Source organism: Serratia myotis (genome assembly GCF_027474885.1).
Taxonomy (GTDB): Bacteria; Pseudomonadota; Gammaproteobacteria; order Enterobacterales; family Enterobacteriaceae; genus Serratia; species Serratia proteamaculans.
Window position 1 is genome coordinate 5,075,752 of the sequence record NZ_CP099707.1, and the last position, 21,643, is coordinate 5,097,394.

Genomic DNA, 21,643 nt, shown 5'->3' on the forward strand with positions numbered 1-21,643 from the left:
CCTCCTACCTTAGCGCTTTTTAGCTTTTTTATCAGCCGCATGGCCGCGATAAGTGCGAGTCGGCGCGAATTCACCCAGTTTGTGACCGACCATTTCATCGGAAACGAACACTGGTACGTGCTGACGACCATTATGGACAGCGATGGTCAAACCGATCATGTTAGGAAAGATCGTTGAACGACGGGACCAAGTGCGCAAAGGCTTCTTGTCACCGCTTTCCACCGCTTTCTCTACCTTCTTCAGCAAGTGCAGGTCAATAAAAGGACCTTTCTTGAGAGAACGTGGCATGGCTTATCCTCTAATTATTTTTTGCTACGGCGACGTACGATGAACTTATCAGTACGCTTGTTGCTACGGGTTTTCTTACCTTTGGTCTGAACGCCCCATGGTGTTACTGGGTGTTTACCAAAGTTTTTACCCTCACCACCACCGTGCGGGTGATCGACCGGGTTCATCGCCGTACCGCGAACGGTAGGACGAACACCACGCCAACGTGCAGCACCTGCTTTACCCAGAACGCGAAGCATATGTTCAGCGTTACCGACTTCACCTAAGGTGGCGCGGCAATCAACTGGAACTTTACGCATTTCGCCTGAGCGCAGACGCAGAGTTACGTAGGAACCATCACGTGCAACGATCTGAACGTAGGCACCAGCAGAGCGAGCGATTTGACCGCCTTTACCTGGTTTCATTTCTACGTTATGAACCGTTGAACCCACTGGGATGTTGCGCATTGGCAGGGCGTTACCTACCTTGATTGCAGCATCAACGCCAGATTGGATCTGGTCACCAGCTTTCAGACCTTTCGGCGCCAGGATATAACGGCGTTCGCCGTCTTTGTACAGAACCAGCGCGATGTTCGCGGAACGGTTCGGATCGTATTCCAGACGCTCAACCACTGCAGCCACACCGTCTTTGTTGCGTTTGAAGTCAACCAGACGATAATGTTGCTTGTGGCCACCACCGATATGACGGGTGGTGATTCGGCCATTGTTGTTACGGCCACCGCTTTTGCTCAGTTTCTCAAGCAACGGGGCATGAGGTTTACCCTTGTGCAGCTCAGGGTTAACCACTTTAACAACGTGGCGACGACCCGGAGATGTAGGTTTACATTTAACAATTGCCATTGTTCTTACTCCTCCGACTTACTCTGCGCCGCCGATGAAGTCCAGATTCTGGCCTTCTTTCAGGGTGACGTAAGCTTTTTTCCAGTCGCTACGACGACCAACACGCTGACCGTGACGCTTCACTTTCCCTTTAACTACCAGGGTGTTAACGTCTTCGACTTCGACTTCAAACAGTTTCTGCACTGCAGCTTTAATTTCTGCTTTGGTCGCGTCTTTGGCAACTTTGAGTACGATGGTGTTAGTTTTTTCCATCGCAGCGGATGCTTTTTCAGATACGTGCGGTGCACGCAGCACTTTCAGCAGACGTTCTTCACGGATCATGCCAGCATCTCCTCAACTTGCTTCACAGCATCAGCAGTCATAACCACTTTGTCGAAGGCGATCAGGCTAACCGGGTCGATACCTGCTACATCGCGCACGTCAACCTTGTACAGGTTGCGAGCAGCCAGGAACAGATTCTCATCCAGTTCACCGGTCACGATCAGCACATCTTCCAGAGCCATATCTTTCAGTTTCTGTGCCAGCAGCTTAGTTTTAGGCGCTTCTACAGAGAACTTCTCGACAATGATCAGACGATCTTGACGTACCAGTTCGGACAGGATGCTTTTCAGCGCGCCGCGGTACATCTTTTTGTTTACTTTCTGACTGTGGTCCTGTGGCTTTGCAGCGAAGGTCACACCACCTGAACGCCAGATCGGGCTCTTTACAGAACCTGCTCGCGCACGGCCGGTACCTTTCTGGCGCCACGGTTTTTTACCGGAACCAGTCACTTCAGCGCGGGTCTTCTGAGCACGAGTACCTTGACGGGCACCTGCTGCATAAGCAACAACAACCTGGTGTACCAGCGCTTCGTTAAAGTCACGACCGAAGGTAGTTTCGGAAACAGTCAGCGCGCTTTGCGCGTCTTTCAATACTAATTCCATTGCTATCCCCTTACGCCTTCACAGCTGGTTTAACGATCAGGTTGCCACCGGTTGCGCCCGGTACAGCACCCTTAACCAGCAGCAGGTTGCGCTCAGCGTCAACACGTACTACGTCCAGGCTTTGAACGGTTACACGCTCGTCACCCAGGTGGCCAGCCATTTTCTTGCCTTTGAACACTTTGCCCGGAGTCTGGTTCTGACCGATAGAACCCGGAACGCGGTGAGACAAGGAGTTACCGTGGGTAGCGTCTTGGGTACGGAAGTTCCAGCGCTTTACAGTGCCAGCAAAACCTTTACCTTTAGAAGTACCGGTAACATCGACTTTTTTAACTTCAGCGAAGATTTCTACGCTGATGTTTTGACCTGCAGTAAATTCTTCACCTTCAGCAGTGCGGAATTCCCACAGACCACGGCCAGCTTCAACGCCAGCTTTAGCGAAATGGCCCGCTTCCGGTTTGGTCACGCGGTTAGCTTTTTTGCTACCGGTAGTAACCTGAACGGCACGGTACCCGTCGTTAGCCAGGTCTTTGACCTGAGTCACGCGGTTCGCTTCAATTTCAATCACGGTTACTGGGATAGAAACGCCATCTTCAGTGAAGATACGAGTCATGCCCAATTTCTTACCGACTAAACCAATCATTGTTTCAACCTCTCAATCGCTCAATGACCTGATTAACCCAGGCTGATCTGCACGTCTACACCAGCAGCCAGATCCAGACGCATCAGAGCATCAACGGTTTTCTCGGTTGGCTCAACGATGTCAACCAGACGCTTGTGAGTGCGAATTTCGTACTGATCGCGCGCGTCTTTGTTAACGTGCGGAGAGATCAGAACGGTAAAGCGCTCTTTGCGAGTTGGCAGCGGGATCGGACCACGGACTTGCGCACCAGTGCGCTTAGCAGTCTCGACGATTTCCGCGGTTGATTGATCGATAAGACGATGATCAAACGCTTTCAGGCGGATACGGATTCTTTGGTTCTGCATGAGACCAGAGCTCCAATTATTTATAAACGTAAATAATTACTCCTCACACCCATTTCGATTGATGGGGGAGTGTAATCGTCAACATATAACCCCCATATCGGGAGTATTGTTCGAAAGGCAAAACAAACTTGCCAATCGACTGATTCGCTAAAATCAGGCTTACCAAGATTAGGTAAGCCCGCGCATTATACGCAAAACAGAGCGAGAAGCAAGGCACAGATGGAAATATGCTCAGGATATCGACATTTTTTGCAGGTTTATTTCTTGGGCGGCAAATCGGTAAGTGATAAACAGGGGCATGCGAGGAATTTCGATACGGCGTTGTGCCAGCTCCCCCGCCCTGCCAGAGAGAAAACCTGCCGGCTGGGGAGCGTATTTGTTAAATGAAAAACGGGTGCTAATCTGCTAGAGTTGGGCTTGTGCGTAGTTCTGAATACCCAGTCGGTCGATCAAATCCAGTTCGGTTTCCAGCCAGTCGATATGCTCTTCTTCATCGGCCAGGATCTCTATCATCAAATCACGGCTGACATAGTCATGGATGGAATCGGCGTAAGCGATGCCTTCGCGAAGACTCTTGGCGCCATCCAACTCCAGGGCCAGATCGGAACGCAGCATTTCTTCAATATCCTCGCCAATATTCAACTTGCCGAGGTCCTGCAAATTCGGGATACCTTCCAAAAACAAAATACGCTCGATGTAACGATCGGCATGCTTCATTTCATCGATCGACTCGTGGTATTCCTTGTCATTGAGGCGAGTTAAACCCCAGTTTTTGAACATTCGGGCGTGCAGGAAATATTGATTGATGGCAACCAGCTCGTTACCGAGCAGCTTGTTGAGGTGAGCAATGATCTTTTTATCGCCTTTCATAGGTAACTCCTCCTGGCCAGTTCTAAAAGTGTAGAAGCTGTAAGCCAAGAGTCAAAAAATAACCTTACCTTTAGTTAGGCAACTTCGTGCATATGAATAATGGTTCCGCTTTCCTCCACCATAATCTGTCTGGCCTGACGAATGCACTTTCCGCAATCGGTACCAATAGGGACCAGTTCACGCAGTTGTTTCATGGTATGCGGATTATGCTGACGTACGGCCTTACGGATCGCTTTGTCAGTCACGGCATTACACAGACATACATACATAGAGAGACTCACTTCTTAACCAATGCAGTAAGTCTAAATAGGAATGCTTTTTATTTCAATTAAGATTTGAGCGAATTGCATAAAAAAAGGGCACCGAAGTGCCCTCTTTTTGTGTCGAAAAATTATTCGCGATTAAGCGATAACTTTAGCAACAACACCAGCGCCAACAGTACGGCCGCCTTCACGGATTGCGAAACGCAAGCCTTGATCCATCGCGATTGGGTGGATCAGAGTAACAACCATGTTCACGTTGTCACCAGGCATTACCATCTCAACGCCTTCTGGCAGTTCGATGGTACCGGTCACGTCAGTTGTACGGAAGTAGAACTGTGGACGGTAGCCTTTGAAGAATGGAGTATGACGACCACCTTCTTCTTTGCTCAAGATGTACACTTCTGAATCGAACTGAGTGTGCGGCTTGATAGAACCTGGTTTAGCCAGTACCTGACCACGTTCGATGTCTTCACGCTTGATACCACGCAGCAGAACACCAACGTTCTCACCAGCACGGCCTTCGTCCAGCAGTTTGCGGAACATTTCAACGCCGGTACAGGTAGACTTAACGGTGTCTTTGATACCAACGATTTCAACTTCTTCGCCAACTTTAACGATACCGCGCTCAACACGACCGGTAACAACGGTACCACGACCGGAGATGGAGAAGACGTCTTCGATTGGCAGCAGGAACGGCAGGTCGATAGCACGTTCTGGTTCTGGGATGTAAGAATCCAGGTAGCCAGCCAGTTCGATGATTTTAGCTTCCCACTCAGCTTCGCCTTCCAGTGCTTTCAGCGCTGAACCACGAACAACCGGCAGGTCATCACCAGGGAAGTCATAAGCAGACAGAAGTTCACGAACTTCCATTTCTACCAGTTCCAGCAGCTCTTCATCATCAACCATGTCGCATTTGTTCATGAATACGATGATGAAAGGAACGCCAACCTGACGACCCAGCAGGATGTGCTCACGGGTCTGTGGCATAGGGCCATCAGTCGCAGCAACAACCAGGATAGCGCCGTCCATCTGAGCAGCACCGGTGATCATGTTTTTAACGTAGTCGGCGTGCCCTGGGCAGTCAACGTGCGCGTAGTGGCGAGACGGGGTGTCATACTCAACGTGAGAAGTGTTGATGGTGATACCACGAGCTTTTTCTTCTGGCGCGTTATCGATCTGGTCGAAAGCACGTGCAGAACCGCCGTAGGTTTTAGCCAGAACGGTGGTGATTGCTGCAGTCAGGGTAGTTTTACCGTGGTCAACGTGGCCGATAGTACCAACGTTAACGTGCGGTTTGGAACGTTCAAATTTTTCTTTAGACACGGCTATATTCCTTACTCTTATGCTCTCCCCTCATGGAGAGAGCACTGATCAATGTGTTAAACCCGAAAGCTTATTTACCACGGGCTTCAATAACGGCCTGAGCGACGTTGTTCGGCGCATCATCGTACTTCAGGAACTCCATGGAGTAAGAAGCACGGCCTTTGGTCAGAGAACGCAGTTGAGTTGCGTAGCCGAACATCTCGGACAACGGAACTTCAGCGTGAATCTGAACGCCAGTAGCGTTGGATTCCTGACCTTTCAGTTGACCACGACGACGGCTAAGGTCACCGATGACGTCACCAGTGTTCTCTTCCGGCGTTTCAACTTCAACCTTCATGATTGGCTCAAGCAAAACAGGTTTCGCTTTCTTAAAGCCATCTTTAAAGGCGATAGAAGCGGCCAGTTTAAACGCCAATTCGGAGGAGTCAACATCATGGTAAGAACCGAAATGCAGACGCACACCGAGATCAACAACCGGGTAACCCGCCAGTGGACCAGACTTCAGCTGTTCCTGGAGGCCTTTATCAATGGCAGAGATGTATTCCGTTGGGATCACACCACCTTTAATGTCATTGACGAACTCGTAGCCTTTCGGATTAACGCCCGGTTCCAGTGGGTACATGTCGATTACAACATGACCATACTGACCACGACCACCAGACTGCTTGGCGTGTTTACCTTCGATATCGGTAACTTTCGAACGAATCGCTTCACGGTAAGCAACCTGAGGTTTGCCCACGTTAGCTTCAACGTTGAATTCACGACGCATACGGTCAACCAGGATGTCCAGGTGAAGTTCACCCATACCTGCGATGATAGTCTGACCTGATTCTTCGTCAGTCCATACGCGGAATGATGGATCTTCCTTCGCCAGACGGCCCAGAGCCAGACCCATTTTTTCCTGGTCAGCTTTGGTTTTTGGTTCAACGGCTACGGAGATTACCGGCTCAGGGAACTCCATGCGCTCCAGAATGATCACGTTGTTCGGATCACACAGAGTGTCACCGGTAGTCACGTCTTTCAGACCGATAGCAGCAGCGATGTCGCCTGCGCGAACTTCTTTGATCTCTTCACGCTTGTTAGCATGCATCTGAACGATACGGCCCAGACGTTCACGCTGAGATTTCACTGGGTTAAATACAGTGTCACCTGAGTTGACGAGACCGGAGTAAACACGGAAGAACGTCAGGTTACCCACGAATGGGTCAGTAGCGATTTTGAACGCCAGAGCAGAGAACGGCTCGGTGTCAGAAGAATGACGAACTGCTGGAGTGTCTTTACCGTCATCCAACATACCGTTGATAGCTTCAACGTCGGTTGGTGCTGGCAGATACTCAACAACAGCATCCAGCATTGCCTGTACGCCTTTGTTTTTAAACGCAGAGCCACAGGTAACCAGGATAATTTCATTGTTCAGAACGCGCTTACGCAGAGAAGTTTTGATTTCTTCTTCGGTCAGCTCTTCGCCACCAAAGAATTTCTCCATCAGCTCATCAGAGCCTTCAGCAGCGGCCTCAACCAGTTTCTGATGCCATTCTTCAGCCAGTTCTTGCATATCAGCCGGGATCTCTTCGTATTCGAAGGTCACGCCCTGATCGGCTTCGTTCCAGTTGATGGCTTTCATTTTCACCAGGTCAACAACACCGGTGAATTTCTCTTCCGCGCCAATAGCCAGCTGCAGAGGAACCGGAGTTGCGCCCAGACGTTGTTCAATCTGACCAACAACTTTCAGGAAGTTAGCACCCATGCGGTCCATTTTGTTAACGAACGCGATGCGTGGAACTTTGTATTTGTTAGCCTGACGCCATACGGTTTCAGACTGTGGCTGAACGCCACCAACAGCACAGTAAACCATTACCGCGCCATCAAGAACACGCATGGAACGTTCTACTTCGATGGTGAAGTCAACGTGTCCTGGGGTGTCGATGATGTTAATGTGGTGTGGTTCGAACTGCTTAGCCATACCAGACCAGAAACAGGTAGTCGCAGCGGACGTGATGGTAATACCACGTTCCTGCTCCTGCTCCATCCAGTCCATGGTAGCTGCGCCGTCATGCACTTCACCGATTTTGTGGTTTACACCGGTGTAGAACAAAACACGTTCGGTAGTGGTCGTTTTACCGGCGTCGATGTGAGCGCTGATACCGATGTTACGATAGCGCTCAATGGGTGTTTTACGAGCCATTTGATTCCTCTATTGCCTTAGGCGTTCAAGTTCGGTTAACCCAAGCGGGTTGGCTTCTTGAAGCGCCCGCTTGGTTAGCATAACTACTGCGTGGCAATTACCAGCGGTAGTGGGCGAACGCCTTGTTGGCTTCTGCCATACGGTGAACGTCTTCACGTTTCTTAACAGCAGAACCTTTGTTCTCAACTGCATCAGAAAGTTCGTTCGCCAAGCGCAGAGCCATGGATTTATCACCGCGTTTACGAGCAGCATCAACGATCCAACGCATTGCCAGAGCATTACGACGGACCGGGCGGACTTCAACTGGTACCTGATAAGTAGAACCACCAACGCGGCGCGACTTAACTTCTACAGTCGGGCGAACGTTGTCGAGAGCGACTTCGAAAGCTTCCAGGTGATCTTTACCAGAACGCTGAGCCAGGGTCTCCAGCGCGGTATAGACGATTGCTTCTGCAGTAGATTTTTTACCGTCTACCATCAGGATGTTTACAAATTTGGCCAACAGTTCGGATCCGAACTTAGGATCTGGAAGGATTTTACGTTGGCCGATCACGCGACGACGTGGCATGGAAATACTCCGTTGTTAATTCAGGATTGTCCAAAACTCTACGAGTTTATTTTGACATTAAAGTGAAAATGTTTGGCCTTACTTAACGGAGAACCATTAAGCCTTTGGCTTCTTCACGCCGTACTTGGAACGAGATTGCTTACGGTCTTTAACACCGGAGCAGTCAAGTGCACCACGGACGGTGTGGTAACGCACACCTGGCAAGTCTTTTACACGACCGCCACGGATCAGGATCACGGAGTGTTCCTGCAGGTTATGACCTTCACCGCCGATGTAGGAGGTAACTTCAAAACCGTTAGTCAAACGCACACGGCATACTTTACGCAGTGCGGAGTTTGGTTTCTTAGGAGTGGTGGTATATACGCGAGTACATACGCCACGTTTCTGCGGGCAGGCTTCCAGCGCTGGAACGTTGCTTTTAGCAGCCTTCACAGAGCGTGGTTTGCGTACCAGCTGATTAATTGTTGCCATTAAAAAGCTCCTGGTTTTTGCTTCGCTTGTTGCTTCGTAAACATGTGATAAATCCCCCCGTATGCACTACTGGCAAAGTACGGGACGCAGAATTTTAGGGCTGAGTAGTAGATGTGTCAAGAAATATACAACAATACTCTCATCACCAAGACATTTGGCTGCGGTGTTTTTCGGTTAATTCAACGAAGTGATTATAGCCGATGACAGTGATCTTGTGCGAAAAATGACCAACCAGGCCTCTGGCCTCCAGGTCATCCTGCAGTGCATAAAGGGATATGGGGGCGTTGAGCAGCAATTCAAGATGCGTACTCCCGGCCAGGCCGGCCAGCACGCCATCCTGTAACAACAGCAGGTCATCGCCCGCTGCCGCCAGGCGCAGCAACGCAGGTAAATCGCATTGAGTGGGGGAACGGCCAAGGGTATACAGCATCAGGATTTCCTAAAAAGTCATCACCGCATCATAGCCGGCTAACTGTTGACGCAGCGCATCCGGTGCCAATACCTCGGCGTCCAGCACCCAGTCGGTCACCTGACTCAGACCGCGCTCCTGCAAGGATGCCTGACACAGATAACACTGCTCAACGTCATACAACGGCAATACGCCAAAGGTGGCAATGTAATTGCGAGCCAGAATTTTTTCCGGTTGCTGCCCCGGCAATAGCTGCAACACGCCATCACCGATAAAAAACACGCCCAGATCGTCGCTCAGCGCCGAAGTGGCCAGTAACGCATCCAACCCTTCCCTGCCGCCGCTACTGCCGTGCGGAGCCTGGGTAAAAACAAAAGCGACTCGTTTCATAAATTCTCTTAGAACTGTACCAGGCGGTCACTGCTCAGCGCAGCCTCTGCCAGTGAACCTAACCCGCTGAGGATAAAACCCGGCTGCAGGTTTGCCGCAGCCAGCCCCTGCTGAGCCGCTTCCTGTTCATCGGTCACCCCACGTCGCAACGCAGCCGCCACGCAGACATTGAGCTCAACACGGTGTTGCTGTGCCAACTGCACCCAGCCGCGGACCAAATCGAACTCATCACCGGCGGGCGCCGTCAGTTGGTTGGCGTTAAACACCCCTTCACGGTAAAAAAATACGCTGGAGAGGCGGTGCCCTTTCGCCAGCAAAGCCTGAGCAAACTGGTAGGCACTGCTGGCCTGCTGGGTACCATACGCCGGCCCGGTGACCAAAAGGCAGTAATTCAGCATCAGCGGTCAGTTCCCACCAAATCGCCGCTTTTGAACTGGCGGATGTACAGATACACGGTGTGCTTGGAGATATTCAGGCGATCCGCCACCTGGTTAATCGCATCCTTGATGTCAAAAATGCCTTTCTCGTAGAGGTTCAGCACCACCTGACGATTTTTGGCATTGTTGGAGACGTTACGATCGGCATTAACTTCCTCAATGGTGAACTCCAGCGTTTGAGCCACCAAGTCGTCAACGGAAGACGCAAAGTTAACCGAAGGAGCCACTTCCTGAGTTTCCGGCGGCATAAAGGTCTGCATCACCTGAGAGAAAGGCACGTCGAGGTTCATGTTAATACACAGCAGGCCGATCACCCGCTGATCGTGGTTGCGAATGGCGATAGTCACCGACTTCATCAGCACACCGCTCTTGGCGCGGGTAAAATAGGCTTGCGATACACTGCTGTCATTGCCGGCCATGTCATGCAACATGCGCAGCGCCAGGTCGGTGATCGGCGAACCGATTTGCCGCCCGGTATGCTCCCCGTTGGCAATACGTACCGCCGAGCATTTCAAATCTTCCAGTGCGTGCAGCACAATCTCACAGTGCCCACCGATCAACATCGCCAGGCCATCAACCACGGCTTCGTAAGACTTCAGAATTTCATGATCCGTTTGGGTAAACGGACGTTCGTTCAGCAAATCAAGTTCGCTGGCTTCGCTGGATAAAAGCGAATTAGACATCGAAAATACCACCCTCAAAGATCGCCTGTGCCAGGGGGCGCAGCTAAAACTGCTCGTGCGGGCTTCTTCACTCCCTGGGATTGCTCAGGGTGTGCGAGCTGGCTGATATCAGTATGAAACAGCACGACATGCGTCCGCCGACCTTGACGGCCAGGAACAGTTTTAGGTACACGCCCTAAGGGGCAGGCGCATGACTTATAAGTCCGGATAATTAGTCTAGCAAAACAGCCAGAGTAAAGTCCTTGCGTTTGCGCGTGGTATTGACGTTAAGCCCGATGCCCGGCAGGCGTCAAGCAATCAGTGGAGGAGGAAGTGAAAGTTACGCCCGATTCGGCAGGCTGAAATGAACACCGCCGCGAAGAATGTTCGCGGCGGTGTGGGGACTCAGGCAAACTTACTGTGCTTTGGCATCAGCCGCTGCGTCAGCCGGTTTCTCAGCCTTGGCGTCTGCTTTCGGCGCGGCTTTCACATCCAGCAGCTCAACGTCGAACACCAGAGTGGAGTTAGCCGGGATACCCGGGACGCCAGTTTTACCGTAGGCCAGCGCCGGTGGGATAACCAGCTTGATTTTGCCGCCTTTCTTAATGTGTTTCAGGCCTTCAGTCCAGCCTGGGATCACGCCGTCCAGACGGAATGACAGTGGCTCGCCACGGGTGTACGAGTTATCAAACTCGGTACCGTCGGTCAGGGTGCCCTTGTAGTTCACCACAACGGTATCGCTGTCTTTAGGCGCAGCACCGGTACCTGGCTTCTCTACCTGATACAGCAGGCCAGACTCGGTTTTCTTCACGCCTTTCTCTTTAGCGAAGGTGTCACGGTACTTGGTGCCTTTCGCTTCGTTATCTTTCGCGTCCTGCTCCATCTTCGCCTGAGCAGAAGCCTTCACGCGCGCTTCAAAGCTCTGCAGGGTTTTTTCGATATCTGCGTCGTTCAGCTTGCTCTTGTTGGCGAAAGCGTCCTGAACGCCTGAGATCAACTGGTCTTTGTCCAGTTTAATACCCAGTTTTTCTTGCTCTTTCAGCGAGTTGTCCATGTAACGGCCCAGGGATGCACCCAGTGCGTAAGCCGCTTGCTCGTCGTCACTCTTGAACTTGCCAGTGCTTGGTGCCGCGTCGGCAGCTTTAGCCGCTTCTGCTGGTTTAGCTGCATCGGCAGCCATGACCTGGGTCGCATTCAAAGCAAAAGCCATGGTGGTTGCCAGAAGCGTGACTTTAAACAAAGATTTCATCCATTTCTCCAGTGTCTGAAGCGATGCCCCAAACAATCATTAAGTAAGATAACCGGGCTACTATAGCTGTCCGAAACAAAACAAAACAGTCACACAGGTAACCAATCGAGTCAAAGTGTGACTCCAGCTTTAAACAGAAGTTTCGTTTAATGTGCTACCCATATGATAAATCAGATTTTTCCACCATCTGACGCCCAACGGTAACAAATCCGCCCAAGGTAAGCGCTCTATTTTTCAGCACTTTACACAGTGCACCAACACGCTCGGTAATCGCCCCAATGGAACGGGGTGAAATAGCGCAGCGCAAAGCCGGCGGCAGCTGTTAACATAGCGTCAGATTCAGGATTAAACCGCGTCAGAGGTAGCACCCATGCACAACGCCGATAACCAAAGCCTGTTACTGCGGCTTGAAGAATTGGAGAGCCGTCAGGCCTTCCAGGAAGTCACCATCGAAGATCTCAACCAGACCCTGGTACAGCACCAGCTTGAAATGCTGAAATTGCAGGAACATCTGCGCGTGCTGACCGATAAAATGCGTTCGACCCAGACGTCGATGATAGCTTCGCAGTCGGAAGAAACACCGCCACCACATTATTGATAAATGACTAGTCCGGCTATAGGTTGACACTTTTCAGCCTTATAACGCCCGATGAACTTCATCGGGCGTTTTGTATTGTAGCGACAGATGTGGCCGTCGTGTGTTGTAGATTTCCACTGACTGCCTGACCATCTTTCTTGCTTGCCCGATATCTTCCGGGCTGCCGAGCAGATACTCCATTTTTAATATCCCGTTTACCCGTTCCGCCAGGGCATTCTGGTAACAGTCATACCCATCCGTCATTGAACAGATGACACCATGCCGTTGATGTAATTCCTGATATTCCTTCGAACAGTACTGGATACCCCGGTCTGAGTGATGAACCAGCGCATGGGTTGTGCGCCTCCCGGCTAACGCCATTTTGAACGCGTTGGCCACATGCCGGGTATGCAGGCTGTCATGAACATGATAACCCACGATTTTTCTCGACCAGGCATCGGTTACCAAACTCAGATACGCCGTGCCTGTCCTCAGCGGAAGGTAGGTGATATCCGCTACCCACACCTGTTCCGGGCGATGGGCAATGACCTGATTTGCACCCGGCTTCAACAAGTTGGGATGACGGTAAAAACGATGGTGGCTGTGTGTCGTCTTGTGATAGGCCCGTTTGGGCATCACCAGCAATCGTGAACAGCGCAGTATCTGGAACAGACGGTCCCGGCCAACGTGCAACGCGGGCTCTGGCTGCTGTCGCAACAAGTAATGCAGTTTGCGTGTGCCCAACCGGGGCTGGTGCAACCGAATGGCGGTCACTTGCTCAACGATGTGCCGGGCCTGTCTTTCTTTCCCGCACTCACGTTGCAATGACTGATACCACGCCTGCCGACTGATGCCCATATACCGGCAGACGCGCGTTATTGTGAGTCTCGGCGTTTGTGTTTGCGTGATAAGACGGCCAACTGCTTTTTTGTCAGTGTTGCTCCGAACTCGGTATTCATCACTTTCACAACGGCTTCAAAAAACTGGGCTTTGACTTCTGATTCAGCCAGTTGCTGCTCCAGTTCTTTAATGCGTTGTTCGGGCGTAAGCGGCATTTTGGGCATGGTGACTCCGCACGTTCTTGTGGGGGAGGATGAACGCCAGTCGAGTTGACCGTGCTTGCGTAGCCAGTTCAACACCGTTGCGTTTCCCTGAATACCGTAACGGTCAGTGGCCTGACGGCAGGTCATTTCACCTTTTTCGACCTGTTCGACGACGGCTAATTTAAAGGATAGAGAGTAATCGCGTTGCGTGCGTTTAACATACTGGTTCATCACATTTTCCTCTGTGCGTGAGTAAAATGTGTCAACGCTATTTAGGACGGGTCAAAACCATAAAAAAGGGCAGCCCCAGGGCCGCCCTTTTTTGCCGTTACTGCGCTGCGATTAGTGGCAGCCGCAACCGCCGTTACCACAACCGCCTTTCTTGGCTTGATCCTGGTCATGCGCATGGTCATGATCGTGATCGTGGCCATGACCGCCGCAGCAGCCTTCGCCGTGTTCATGGTCGTGGTGATGATCGTGCTCGCCGTGTACGTGGCCGTGCGCCAGTTCTTCAGCGGTAGCTTCGCGGATCGCGACAACTTCCACGTTGAAGTTCAGGTTCTGACCCGCCAGCATGTGGTTACCGTCAACCACTACGTGATCGCCGTCCACTTCGGTGATTTCGACCGGCACTGGGCCCTGATCGGTATCAGCCAGGAAGCGCATACCCACTTCCAACTCGTCAACGCCCATAAAGACGTCTTTCGGCACGCGCTGCACCAGGTTTTCGTCGTAGTTGCCGTACGCATCGTTAGCGCCAACATTCACGTCAAAACGATCGCCCGCTTCGTGGCCTTCGAGAGCTTTTTCCAGACCTGCAATCAGAGAGCCATGCCCGTGCAGATAGTCCAGCGGCGCACTCACCGGAGACTCATCAACCAAAACACCGTCTTCTGTACGTACTTGATAAGCCAGGCTGACCACCAAGTCTTTTGCTACTTTCATGATATCTCCTACCGTTGGATACTTGGACGCAACCGTCATGGGGGCTGCGCCTTAACCGGACAGATTGTATCGGAAATCTTTCCCGCTGTACCCTCCAGCATAAAAAATCGCGCTCGATAACGCTACTCCGGATGGAAAATACCGATCACCTGTTCCTGCGGCCGGACGTGCTTTTCTACCTGCTCTTCGGTCTGCCGCTGATGATGGCCGCACTTAACGCACTCCACCACTTCAACCTGGTCTTCACGCCAAACTGCCAGCGTATCCATAGCCTTACAGCTCGGGCAGACCGCCCCGGCGATAAATCTTTTACGTGTTGCAGACATCTCAGTGCTCCAAATTATTCGTATTCATCCCAGCCGTCGAACTGGCGACTCTCTTTTTGCATTTCTCGATGGAAAAGTTCTTCCAACTCGCGCCGCGCTTCTTTTACGCGGGAAATCTGCGCCACATCGCCGTGATGCGGAGGCATCAGCTCACGCAGCATACGCATATCCAACCGGCGGAAGTGCTGCTGCGCCCGGTAGGCCTGATGCGGATGCATACCCAGCTCCGTTAACGCCTTGCGCCCCAGCTCCAGCGCGCTGGAAAAAGTTTCACGACTGAACTGTTTGACCCCGGCCTGCAGCAATTCGTGCGCCTCCACACGGCCGCGAGCCCGCGCCAGAATGCTCAGGTCGGGAAAATGCTGCTGGCACAGACGCACGATTTCCATGGTGTCTTCAGGTTCATTACAGGTGATCACAATCGACTTGGCCTTCGCCGCACCGGCCGCACGCAGCAGCTCCAGTTCGGTGGCGTCGCCGTAATACACCTTGTAACCGTAGCGGCGCAGCACACCGACAGCGCTGACATCACGCTCCAACACGGTGATGCGCATCTTGTTGGCCATCAGCAACCGGCCGATCACCTGACCAAAACGCCCGAAACCGACGATGATCACCTGCGGGTCATCGTCCTCCACATACGGCGTCTCTTCGTCTTCATCGCGGGCGTTGTAACGGCGCGCCAGGATGCGATCAATAATTTGCATCAGCAGCGGCGTGGTCATCATCGACAGAGTGACCACCACCAACAGCAGCGCGAGTTGATCGGGCTGCAACACCTTCTGCGTGCCCGCCGCCGAGAACAGCACAAAGGCAAACTCACCGCCCTGGCTAAGCACGCCGGCAAACTGCAAACGTACCGAACTGCGCAGGCCGAAGATACGCGACAGTGAATACAACACCCCTGACTTGATCGCCACCAGCGCCACCACGCCAATCAACACTTCGGCCAGATGGGTATAGAGTACGCCGATATTTAACGCCATACCCACCGAGATAAAGAACAGCCCCAGCAACAGCCCCTTGAATGGCTCGATTGAAATCTCCAGCTCATGGCGATATTCACTTTCCGCCAGCAGCACGCCGGCGATAAAGGTCCCAAGCGCCATCGACAGGCCAAGCGCATCCATAAACAGCGCCGCCCCCAGCACCACCAGCAGAGCGGCAGCGGTGAAGATTTCACGCACCCCGGAAGAGGCGATATAGCGGAACAGCGGCCGCAGCAGGAAACGTCCACCGATCAGCATGCCGCCGAACGCCGCCACCTTGAGTGCAATTTGTGCCCAGTCGTCACTGCTGCCCCCGGCCCCGGCCAGGATCGGGATCAGCGCCAGCGCCGGGATCACCGCCATATCCTGGAACAGCAATACCGAGAACCCCAGTTGGCCGCCCTCATTGCGGTTCATGCCCTTCTCGCGCATTAGCTGCAGCGCCATGGCGGTTGACGACATCGCCAGCCCAATGCCCCCGATTACGGCGGCCTGCCAGGCGAAATGAGTCAGATAAAGCAGCGCCCCCAGCACCGTGGCGGTAATCAGCACCTGCCCGGCACCGACGCCAAAGATGGAGCGCCGCAACTCCCACAGTTTGCTCGGGTTCAGTTCCAGCCCGATGATAAACATCAGGAACACCACGCCCAGTTCGGAAAAGTGCAGGATCTCGTCAACGTCACGGATAAAGCCCAGCCCCCAGGGGCCGATGGCGATACCGGCGATCAGATATCCCAACACTGCGCCAATGCCCAGGCGACGAGCGATCGGCACCGTGACCACCGCGGCGAACAGGAACAGTAAAATTGCGGTCAGTAAGGTTGAACCTTCCATGTTTACCTCCCTCCGTGTGGTAGCGGATTACGCAGCCAGTCGCCATACGCGGCGGCATGGCTTTCCAGCACCTCCGGCTTCTGCCTGCGCGCCCAATACACCAGCATCGGCGTCAGCCAGTGCATGTGGCACATGGCCGCGGTCAGTTCGAACGGACGCAAAATATCTTCCATCGGATAGCGGTTATAACCGCCGGTGCGATAGGCCCCCTCAGGTTCACCGGTGGTGATCACCGAGCGCCAGTACTTTCCCGCCAGCGCATTACCACCCATGCCGCTGGCAAAACCGCGCGACAGCACGCGATCCAGCCATTCTTTCAACAGGGCCGGGCAACTGTAGGTATAGAGAGGATGTTGAAAAACAATGACCTGATGTTCACGCAGCAGTTGTTGTTCGTGGTGAATATCAATAAAAAAATCAGGATAGTGCGCGTATAAATCGTGCACGGTGACATGGTCCAACTGCTGTGCCGGTCGAAGCAAAACCCGATTCGCGACCGAGTCCTGGGATTCCGGATGGGCATACAGCAGCAAGACCTTCGGCGGCTGTGACATCATTCCCCTCCAAAGCGTCGTCAGGGTAGCGGTTTTCCGTTACCATGCTCCGCAAAGACTAATAATAGGACAGTCTGCGTCCTGTTAACTTAGAACTCACTCAATTTAACATACTCTGAACATACGGCACTTTATGATTGTATTTTCCTCGCTACAAATCCGACGCGGCACCCGCGTCCTGTTGGACAACGCCACTGCGACGGTTAATCCAGGTCAGAAAGTCGGCCTGGTGGGTAAAAACGGCTGCGGCAAATCGACGCTGCTGTCATTGCTGAAGGGCGAAATGGCCGCGGACGGCGGCAGCTACACCTTCCCAAGCAACTGGGCCCTGGCCTGGGTCAACCAGGAAACGCCGGCGCTGGATATACCGGCGCTTGAGTATGTGATCGACGGCGACCGCGAATTCCGCCAGCTTGAAGCCGAATTGCAGGTGGCGAACGATAAAAACGACGGTCACGCCATCGCCACGCTGCACGGTAAACTGGACGCGCTCGATGCCTGGACTATCCGTTCACGCGCCGCCAGCCTGCTGCACGGTCTGGGCTTTTCCAACGAACAGTTGCTCAATCCGGTACGCGCCTTCTCGGGTGGCTGGCGCATGCGTCTGAACCTGGCACAAGCGCTGGTCTGTCGCTCAGACCTGCTGCTGCTCGACGAACCCACCAACCACCTGGACCTGGATGCGGTGATCTGGCTGGAGCGTTGGCTGAAGAGCTACCCTGGCACGCTGGTGCTGATTTCGCATGACCGCGACTTCCTCGATCCGATCGTCGATAAAATTCTGCATATCGAACAAGAAACCATTAACGAATATACCGGTAACTACTCTTCGTTCGAACGTCAGCGTTCGACCAAACTGGCTCAGCAACAGGCGCTGTACCAGAACCAACAAGAGAAAGTGGCGCACCTGCAAAGCTACATTGACCGCTTCCGCGCGCAGGCCACCAAGGCCAAACAGGCGCAAAGCCGCATCAAAATGCTTGAACGCATGGAGTTGATCGCACCGGCCCACGTCGATAACCCGTTCAGCTTCAGCTTCCGCCAACCGGAAAGCCTGCCGAACCCTTTGCTGCGCATGGAAAAGGTCAGCGCCGGTTATGGCGACAAGGTGATCCTGAACTCGATCAAACTGAACCTTGTGCCCGGCTCGCGCATCGGTTTGCTGGGCCGTAATGGCGCCGGTAAATCTACCCTGATCAAAATGCTGGCCGGCTCACTGGAACCGCTGAGCGGTGAGATTGGTCTGGCAAAAGGCATCAAGCTGGGTTACTTCGCCCAGCATCAGCTGGAGTTCTTGCGCGCCGACGAATCCCCGCTGCAGCATTTGAGCCGCATCGCTCCCCGGGTGCTGGAACAGCAGTTGCGCGACTACCTGGGCGGCTTTGGCTTCCAGGGCGATAAGGTCACCGAGGCCACCGAGCGTTTCTCCGGCGGCGAAAAAGCCCGGCTGGTACTGGCTCTGATCGTTTGGCAACGCCCTAACCTGCTGCTGCTCGATGAACCGACCAACCACCTGGATCTGGACATGCGTCAGGCGCTGACCGAAGCGCTGATCGACTTCGAGGGCGCGTTAGTGGTGGTCTCGCACGACCGTCACCTGTTGCGCTCCACTACTGACGATCTCTATCTGGTGCACGATGGCCAGGTGGAAGTGTTCGATGGCGATTTGGACGACTATCAGCAATGGCTGATCGACCTGCAACGCCAGGAAAACCAGCAGGACGCGCCGGACAAGGAAAACAACGGTAACAGCGCCCAGGCGCGCAAGGATCAGAAACGTCGGGAAGCCGAGTTCCGCAGCCAGACTCAGCCGCTACGCAAGCAGATTGCCAAACTGGAACAGCAGATGGAAAAGCTGAGTGCCGAACTGGCGGCGGTGGAAGAGAAGCTGGCGGACTCTTCGCTGTATGACATCAGCCGCAAGGCCGATCTGACCCTCTGCCTGCAACAACAAAGCCAGGCCAAGTCCGCGCTGGAAGAAACGGAAATGACCTGGCTGGATGCGCAAGAGCAGTTGGAACAGTTCACCAACGAGTTTGATCTGTAACTCAGACCCCACCTTTTAGGCCTTGTAAAAAGGCTTATCCCCCAGAATGGTCGCGCGGTGCATAATGCGCCGCTGCGGCAGATAATCCGCGTTGGCGTAATGCTGCGTCACGCGGTTATCCCAGATGGCAACGTCATTTTCCTGCCAGCGCCAACGCACCTGGAACTCCGGCTTGGTAATGTGGGCGAACAGGAAGTTCAGCAGCGCGTCGCTCTCCTTCGGTGCCAAATCAACAATCCGCGTAGTGAAACCTTCATTGACGAACAGAGCCTGCCGGCCGCTGACCGGATGCGTGCGCACCACCGGATGCAACAACGGCGGGTTTTTCTGTACCGCTACCTGCCAGCGCTGACGTTCTTCTTCACTGCCACGATGCTTGTGCTCCGGGAATGACTTGGTGAAGTCATGCTCCGCCTTCAGCCCGGCCAGCAATTGTCTGAACGGCTCAGACAAGGCTTCATAGGCCGCAATGCCACTGGCCCACAGCGTATCGCCACCGGTGGAGGGCAGGGTTTTCGCCGCCAGAATCGCCCCCAAAGGCGGGTTTTCGATAAAGGTCACGTCGGTGTGCCAGTTATCGTTGTCCGGCGGATTATTGTCATGGGTATCCAGCACGATAATCTCTTTCACGTCGGCGGCTTGCGGGTAGACCGGATGGATATGCAGCTCGCCGAAGCGACCGGCCAAATTACGCTGTTGCAGCGGCGTGATTGGCTGATTGCGCAAGAACAGCACCTGGTGCTTCAGCAGCGCATGGTAAAGCTGCTCGAACTGGCCATCGCCCAACGGGCGCGCCAGCTCAACGTTTTCCACCAGTGCACCGATATAAGGCCCCAGCGGGGTGATACTTAAACGTTCGTTCATTGCTGTACTCCATGCCACGGGGTCAATCGGCGCTGCAAGGCACGTAACCCCAGCTCCAGCCCAAATGCAATAATCGCAATCACGCCGATACCGGCCAGCACCACATCGGTCGCCAGAAACTCACCGGCGGATTGCACCATAAATCCCAGGCCGCGAGTGGCGGCAATCAGTTCTGCGGCCACCAGCGTCGACCAGCCGACCCCCAACCCAATGCGGATGCCGGTTAAAATCTCCGGCAAGGCGCTCGGCAGCACCACAAAGCGCAGCACCTGCCAGCGGTTGGCGCCCAGCGTACGAGCAGCCCGCACCCGGACCTGCGCCACACTGCGCACACCGGCCACGGCAGACAGCGTCACCGGGGCGAAAATCGCCAGATAAATCAGCAGTATTTTGGAGGTTTCGCCGATGCCGAACCAAATCACCATCAACGGTAAATAGGCCAGCGGCGGCACCGGACGGTAAATCTCAATCAACGGATCAAGAATGCCGCGCACCGTGTCGTTTAACCCCATGGCAATGCCCACCGGCACACCGATAATCACCGCGGCCAACAGCGCCACCAGGATGCGTCCCAGGCTGGCGGCCAGATGCTGCCATAGCGTGGCATCCATAAAGCCTTGCGGGCTGGCGATGGTAATCAGTTGATGCAACACCTGCTGCGGGGCCGGTAAGAATAACGGGCTGATCAGGTTCAGCGCGGTCACACTCCACCAGATGGCCAATACCACCAGCAGGGTGGCACTGCTCAGCCAGACGTTACGCGGCACGCTAAAACGACGGGGCGCTGCTGCAGCCTGCGGCTGAGCCCCCTCTTTGAGGGCAGAATGCAGACTCATAGCAAGGCCTCGCGCTGTTGGAAGACTTTGCCCAGCACGTATTCGCGCTGCGCGATAAATTCAGGATCGGACTTAATCGAACGGCAGGCCTCGCCGTCGGCATAGCGTTGGCCAAAGTTAAGCGTCAGGCGTTCCACCACCTGCCCCGGCCCCGGCGACAGCAGCAACAGTTCACTGGCCAGGAACACCGCCTCTTCAATATCGTGGGTGATCAGCAATACCTGCTTGCCGGTATCACGCCAAATGTTCAGCAGCAGTTCCTGCATTTGCTCGCGGGTAAAAGCGTCCAGCGCGCCGAACGGTTCATCCAGCAACAGCAGACGCGGGTCGGCGGCCAGTGCGCGGGCAATGCCCACCCGTTGACGCATACCGCCGGAGAGCTGCCAGATAAAGTGCCGTTCATAACCGGCCAACCCGACACGTTGCAACATCTGCTCTGCCACCTGACGGCGCTGCTGCTTGCCGATACCGGCCAGTTGCAGGCCAAACTCGACGTTATCCACCACATTACGCCACGGCAGTAAACCTTCATGCTGGAACACCACGCCCCGCTCGGCTCCGGGACCGTTAACGGTCGTTCCATCAAGCGTGATGCTGCCAGCTGAAGGCTCAATAAACCCGGCGATCAAATTCAACAGCGTGGTCTTGCCGCAGCCCGAAGGCCCGAGCACCACCACCAGTTGCCCGGCGGCAATCTGGAACGAAACGTCCCGCAGCGCAGGGCGCCCCTGATACTCTGCTGAAAGGTGATTAACGTTTAACATACG

Annotated in this window: 27 protein-coding genes; 2 read left to right on the forward strand and 25 right to left on the reverse strand. The window is 53.8% G+C overall.

Going from position 1 to position 21,643, the window contains the following annotated elements; translation table 11 throughout:
• Nucleotides 1-9: 9 nt before the first annotated feature.
• From rpsS to fkpA, 17 genes are all read right to left on the reverse strand, one after another.
• The gene (rpsS, locus tag NHG65_RS23905; protein WP_004929772.1) at nt 10-288 is read right to left on the reverse strand and encodes a 30S ribosomal protein S19; all 279 of its coding nucleotides are present in this window, start codon (nt 286-288) and stop codon (nt 10-12) included.
• Between the two features lie 14 nt (nt 289-302).
• On the reverse strand, nt 303-1,127 hold the full coding sequence (rplB, locus tag NHG65_RS23910) for a 50S ribosomal protein L2 (RefSeq protein WP_099065724.1): 825 nt from the start codon (nt 1,125-1,127) through the stop codon (nt 303-305).
• An 18-nt stretch (nt 1,128-1,145) separates the two neighbouring features.
• Nucleotides 1,146-1,448: a 50S ribosomal protein L23 gene (gene rplW / locus NHG65_RS23915; RefSeq protein ID WP_012147222.1), complete on the reverse strand. Its 303-nt coding sequence runs from the start codon at nt 1,446-1,448 to the stop codon at nt 1,146-1,148.
• The gene (rplD, locus tag NHG65_RS23920; RefSeq protein WP_085119645.1) at nt 1,445-2,050 is read right to left on the reverse strand and encodes a 50S ribosomal protein L4; all 606 of its coding nucleotides are present in this window, start codon (nt 2,048-2,050) and stop codon (nt 1,445-1,447) included. The genes rplW and rplD overlap by 4 nt, the downstream gene beginning before the upstream one ends.
• 10 nt (nt 2,051-2,060) lie before the next feature.
• Complete coding sequence (gene rplC / locus NHG65_RS23925; RefSeq protein ID WP_012147224.1) at nt 2,061-2,690, reverse strand: 50S ribosomal protein L3; 630 nt, start codon at nt 2,688-2,690, stop codon at nt 2,061-2,063.
• Nucleotides 2,691-2,722: 32 nt separating this feature from the next.
• On the reverse strand, nt 2,723-3,034 hold the full coding sequence (rpsJ, locus tag NHG65_RS23930) for a 30S ribosomal protein S10 (protein ID WP_001181005.1): 312 nt from the start codon (nt 3,032-3,034) through the stop codon (nt 2,723-2,725).
• Nucleotides 3,035-3,439: 405 nt separating this feature from the next.
• A complete protein-coding gene (gene bfr / locus NHG65_RS23935; RefSeq protein WP_099065725.1) occupies nt 3,440-3,904 on the reverse strand; it encodes a bacterioferritin in 465 nt (154 codons plus the stop codon).
• A 74-nt stretch (nt 3,905-3,978) separates the two neighbouring features.
• A complete protein-coding gene (bfd, locus tag NHG65_RS23940) occupies nt 3,979-4,173 on the reverse strand; it encodes a bacterioferritin-associated ferredoxin (RefSeq protein WP_017894251.1) in 195 nt (64 codons plus the stop codon).
• Nucleotides 4,174-4,305: 132 nt separating this feature from the next.
• Nucleotides 4,306-5,490: an elongation factor Tu gene (gene tuf, locus NHG65_RS23945; protein ID WP_208718396.1), complete on the reverse strand. Its 1,185-nt coding sequence runs from the start codon at nt 5,488-5,490 to the stop codon at nt 4,306-4,308.
• 70 nt (nt 5,491-5,560) lie between these two features.
• Entirely contained in the window at nt 5,561-7,675 is a 2,115-nt protein-coding gene (gene fusA / locus NHG65_RS23950) for an elongation factor G (protein ID WP_085119770.1), read from the reverse strand.
• A gap of 97 nt (nt 7,676-7,772) precedes the next feature.
• Nucleotides 7,773-8,243 (reverse strand): 30S ribosomal protein S7, encoded by a 471-nt coding sequence (gene rpsG, locus NHG65_RS23955; RefSeq protein WP_012147229.1) that lies wholly within the window; start codon nt 8,241-8,243, stop codon nt 7,773-7,775.
• Nucleotides 8,244-8,339: 96 nt separating this feature from the next.
• Complete coding sequence (gene rpsL / locus NHG65_RS23960) at nt 8,340-8,714, reverse strand: 30S ribosomal protein S12 (protein ID WP_025122329.1); 375 nt, start codon at nt 8,712-8,714, stop codon at nt 8,340-8,342.
• 142 nt (nt 8,715-8,856) lie between these two features.
• The gene (gene tusB / locus NHG65_RS23965; protein WP_219017121.1) at nt 8,857-9,144 is read right to left on the reverse strand and encodes a sulfurtransferase complex subunit TusB; all 288 of its coding nucleotides are present in this window, start codon (nt 9,142-9,144) and stop codon (nt 8,857-8,859) included.
• Between the two features lie 9 nt (nt 9,145-9,153).
• The gene (gene tusC, locus NHG65_RS23970; RefSeq protein WP_261418154.1) at nt 9,154-9,513 is read right to left on the reverse strand and encodes a sulfurtransferase complex subunit TusC; all 360 of its coding nucleotides are present in this window, start codon (nt 9,511-9,513) and stop codon (nt 9,154-9,156) included.
• An 8-nt stretch (nt 9,514-9,521) separates the two neighbouring features.
• Nucleotides 9,522-9,911 (reverse strand): sulfurtransferase complex subunit TusD, encoded by a 390-nt coding sequence (gene tusD, locus NHG65_RS23975; protein WP_099063556.1) that lies wholly within the window; start codon nt 9,909-9,911, stop codon nt 9,522-9,524.
• Nucleotides 9,911-10,633: a helix-turn-helix transcriptional regulator gene (locus NHG65_RS23980; RefSeq protein WP_165366404.1), complete on the reverse strand. Its 723-nt coding sequence runs from the start codon at nt 10,631-10,633 to the stop codon at nt 9,911-9,913. Before NHG65_RS23980 ends, tusD begins: the two co-directional genes overlap by 1 nt.
• Before the next feature lie 394 nt (nt 10,634-11,027).
• Nucleotides 11,028-11,861, reverse strand: coding sequence for an FKBP-type peptidyl-prolyl cis-trans isomerase (fkpA, locus tag NHG65_RS23985; RefSeq protein ID WP_099063554.1), 834 nt, complete (start codon nt 11,859-11,861; stop codon nt 11,028-11,030).
• A gap of 370 nt (nt 11,862-12,231) precedes the next feature.
• On the opposite strand from fkpA, the gene NHG65_RS23990 reads away from it, so the two are divergent.
• The gene (locus NHG65_RS23990; RefSeq protein WP_099063553.1) at nt 12,232-12,459 is read left to right on the forward strand and encodes a SlyX family protein; all 228 of its coding nucleotides are present in this window, start codon (nt 12,232-12,234) and stop codon (nt 12,457-12,459) included.
• A gap of 39 nt (nt 12,460-12,498) precedes the next feature.
• Here NHG65_RS23990 and NHG65_RS23995 read toward each other — a convergent pair.
• The 5 genes from NHG65_RS23995 to kefG form a co-directional block, all read right to left on the reverse strand.
• A protein-coding gene (locus NHG65_RS23995) for an IS3 family transposase (protein ID WP_499182531.1) occupies nt 12,499-13,712 on the reverse strand; the annotation gives its coding sequence in 2 pieces (ribosomal slippage) (nt 12,499-13,370 and nt 13,370-13,712; 1,215 coding nt in all).
• Nucleotides 13,713-13,823: 111 nt separating this feature from the next.
• Nucleotides 13,824-14,426 (reverse strand): peptidylprolyl isomerase, encoded by a 603-nt coding sequence (slyD, locus tag NHG65_RS24000; RefSeq protein WP_085119777.1) that lies wholly within the window; start codon nt 14,424-14,426, stop codon nt 13,824-13,826.
• A gap of 122 nt (nt 14,427-14,548) precedes the next feature.
• Nucleotides 14,549-14,752 carry a YheV family putative zinc ribbon protein gene (locus NHG65_RS24005; RefSeq protein WP_012147237.1) on the reverse strand — a complete coding sequence of 68 codons (204 nt, stop codon included), beginning with the start codon at nt 14,750-14,752 and terminating at the stop codon, nt 14,549-14,551.
• 14 nt (nt 14,753-14,766) lie between these two features.
• Complete coding sequence (kefB, locus tag NHG65_RS24010; protein WP_129936933.1) at nt 14,767-16,575, reverse strand: glutathione-regulated potassium-efflux system protein KefB; 1,809 nt, start codon at nt 16,573-16,575, stop codon at nt 14,767-14,769.
• Nucleotides 16,576-16,577: 2 nt separating this feature from the next.
• Nucleotides 16,578-17,129, reverse strand: coding sequence for a glutathione-regulated potassium-efflux system ancillary protein KefG (gene kefG, locus NHG65_RS24015; protein WP_165366406.1), 552 nt, complete (start codon nt 17,127-17,129; stop codon nt 16,578-16,580).
• Nucleotides 17,130-17,262: 133 nt separating this feature from the next.
• Between kefG and NHG65_RS24020 the strand changes: the two genes are divergently transcribed.
• Nucleotides 17,263-19,176, forward strand: coding sequence for an ABC transporter ATP-binding protein (locus NHG65_RS24020; RefSeq protein WP_099063550.1), 1,914 nt, complete (start codon nt 17,263-17,265; stop codon nt 19,174-19,176).
• A gap of 15 nt (nt 19,177-19,191) precedes the next feature.
• On the opposite strand, the gene tauD is transcribed toward NHG65_RS24020, so the two are convergent.
• The 3 genes from tauD to tauB are packed head-to-tail and all read right to left on the reverse strand — an operon-like array spanning nt 19,192 to nt 21,640.
• A complete protein-coding gene (gene tauD / locus NHG65_RS24025) occupies nt 19,192-20,040 on the reverse strand; it encodes a taurine dioxygenase (protein WP_499182745.1) in 849 nt (282 codons plus the stop codon).
• Nucleotides 20,037-20,876 (reverse strand): taurine ABC transporter permease TauC, encoded by an 840-nt coding sequence (tauC, locus tag NHG65_RS24030; protein ID WP_099063548.1) that lies wholly within the window; start codon nt 20,874-20,876, stop codon nt 20,037-20,039. Before tauC ends, tauD begins: the two co-directional genes overlap by 4 nt.
• Complete coding sequence (gene tauB, locus NHG65_RS24035; protein ID WP_099063547.1) at nt 20,873-21,640, reverse strand: taurine ABC transporter ATP-binding subunit; 768 nt, start codon at nt 21,638-21,640, stop codon at nt 20,873-20,875. The genes tauC and tauB overlap by 4 nt, the downstream gene beginning before the upstream one ends.
• Between the last annotated feature and the right edge of the window lie 3 nt (nt 21,641-21,643).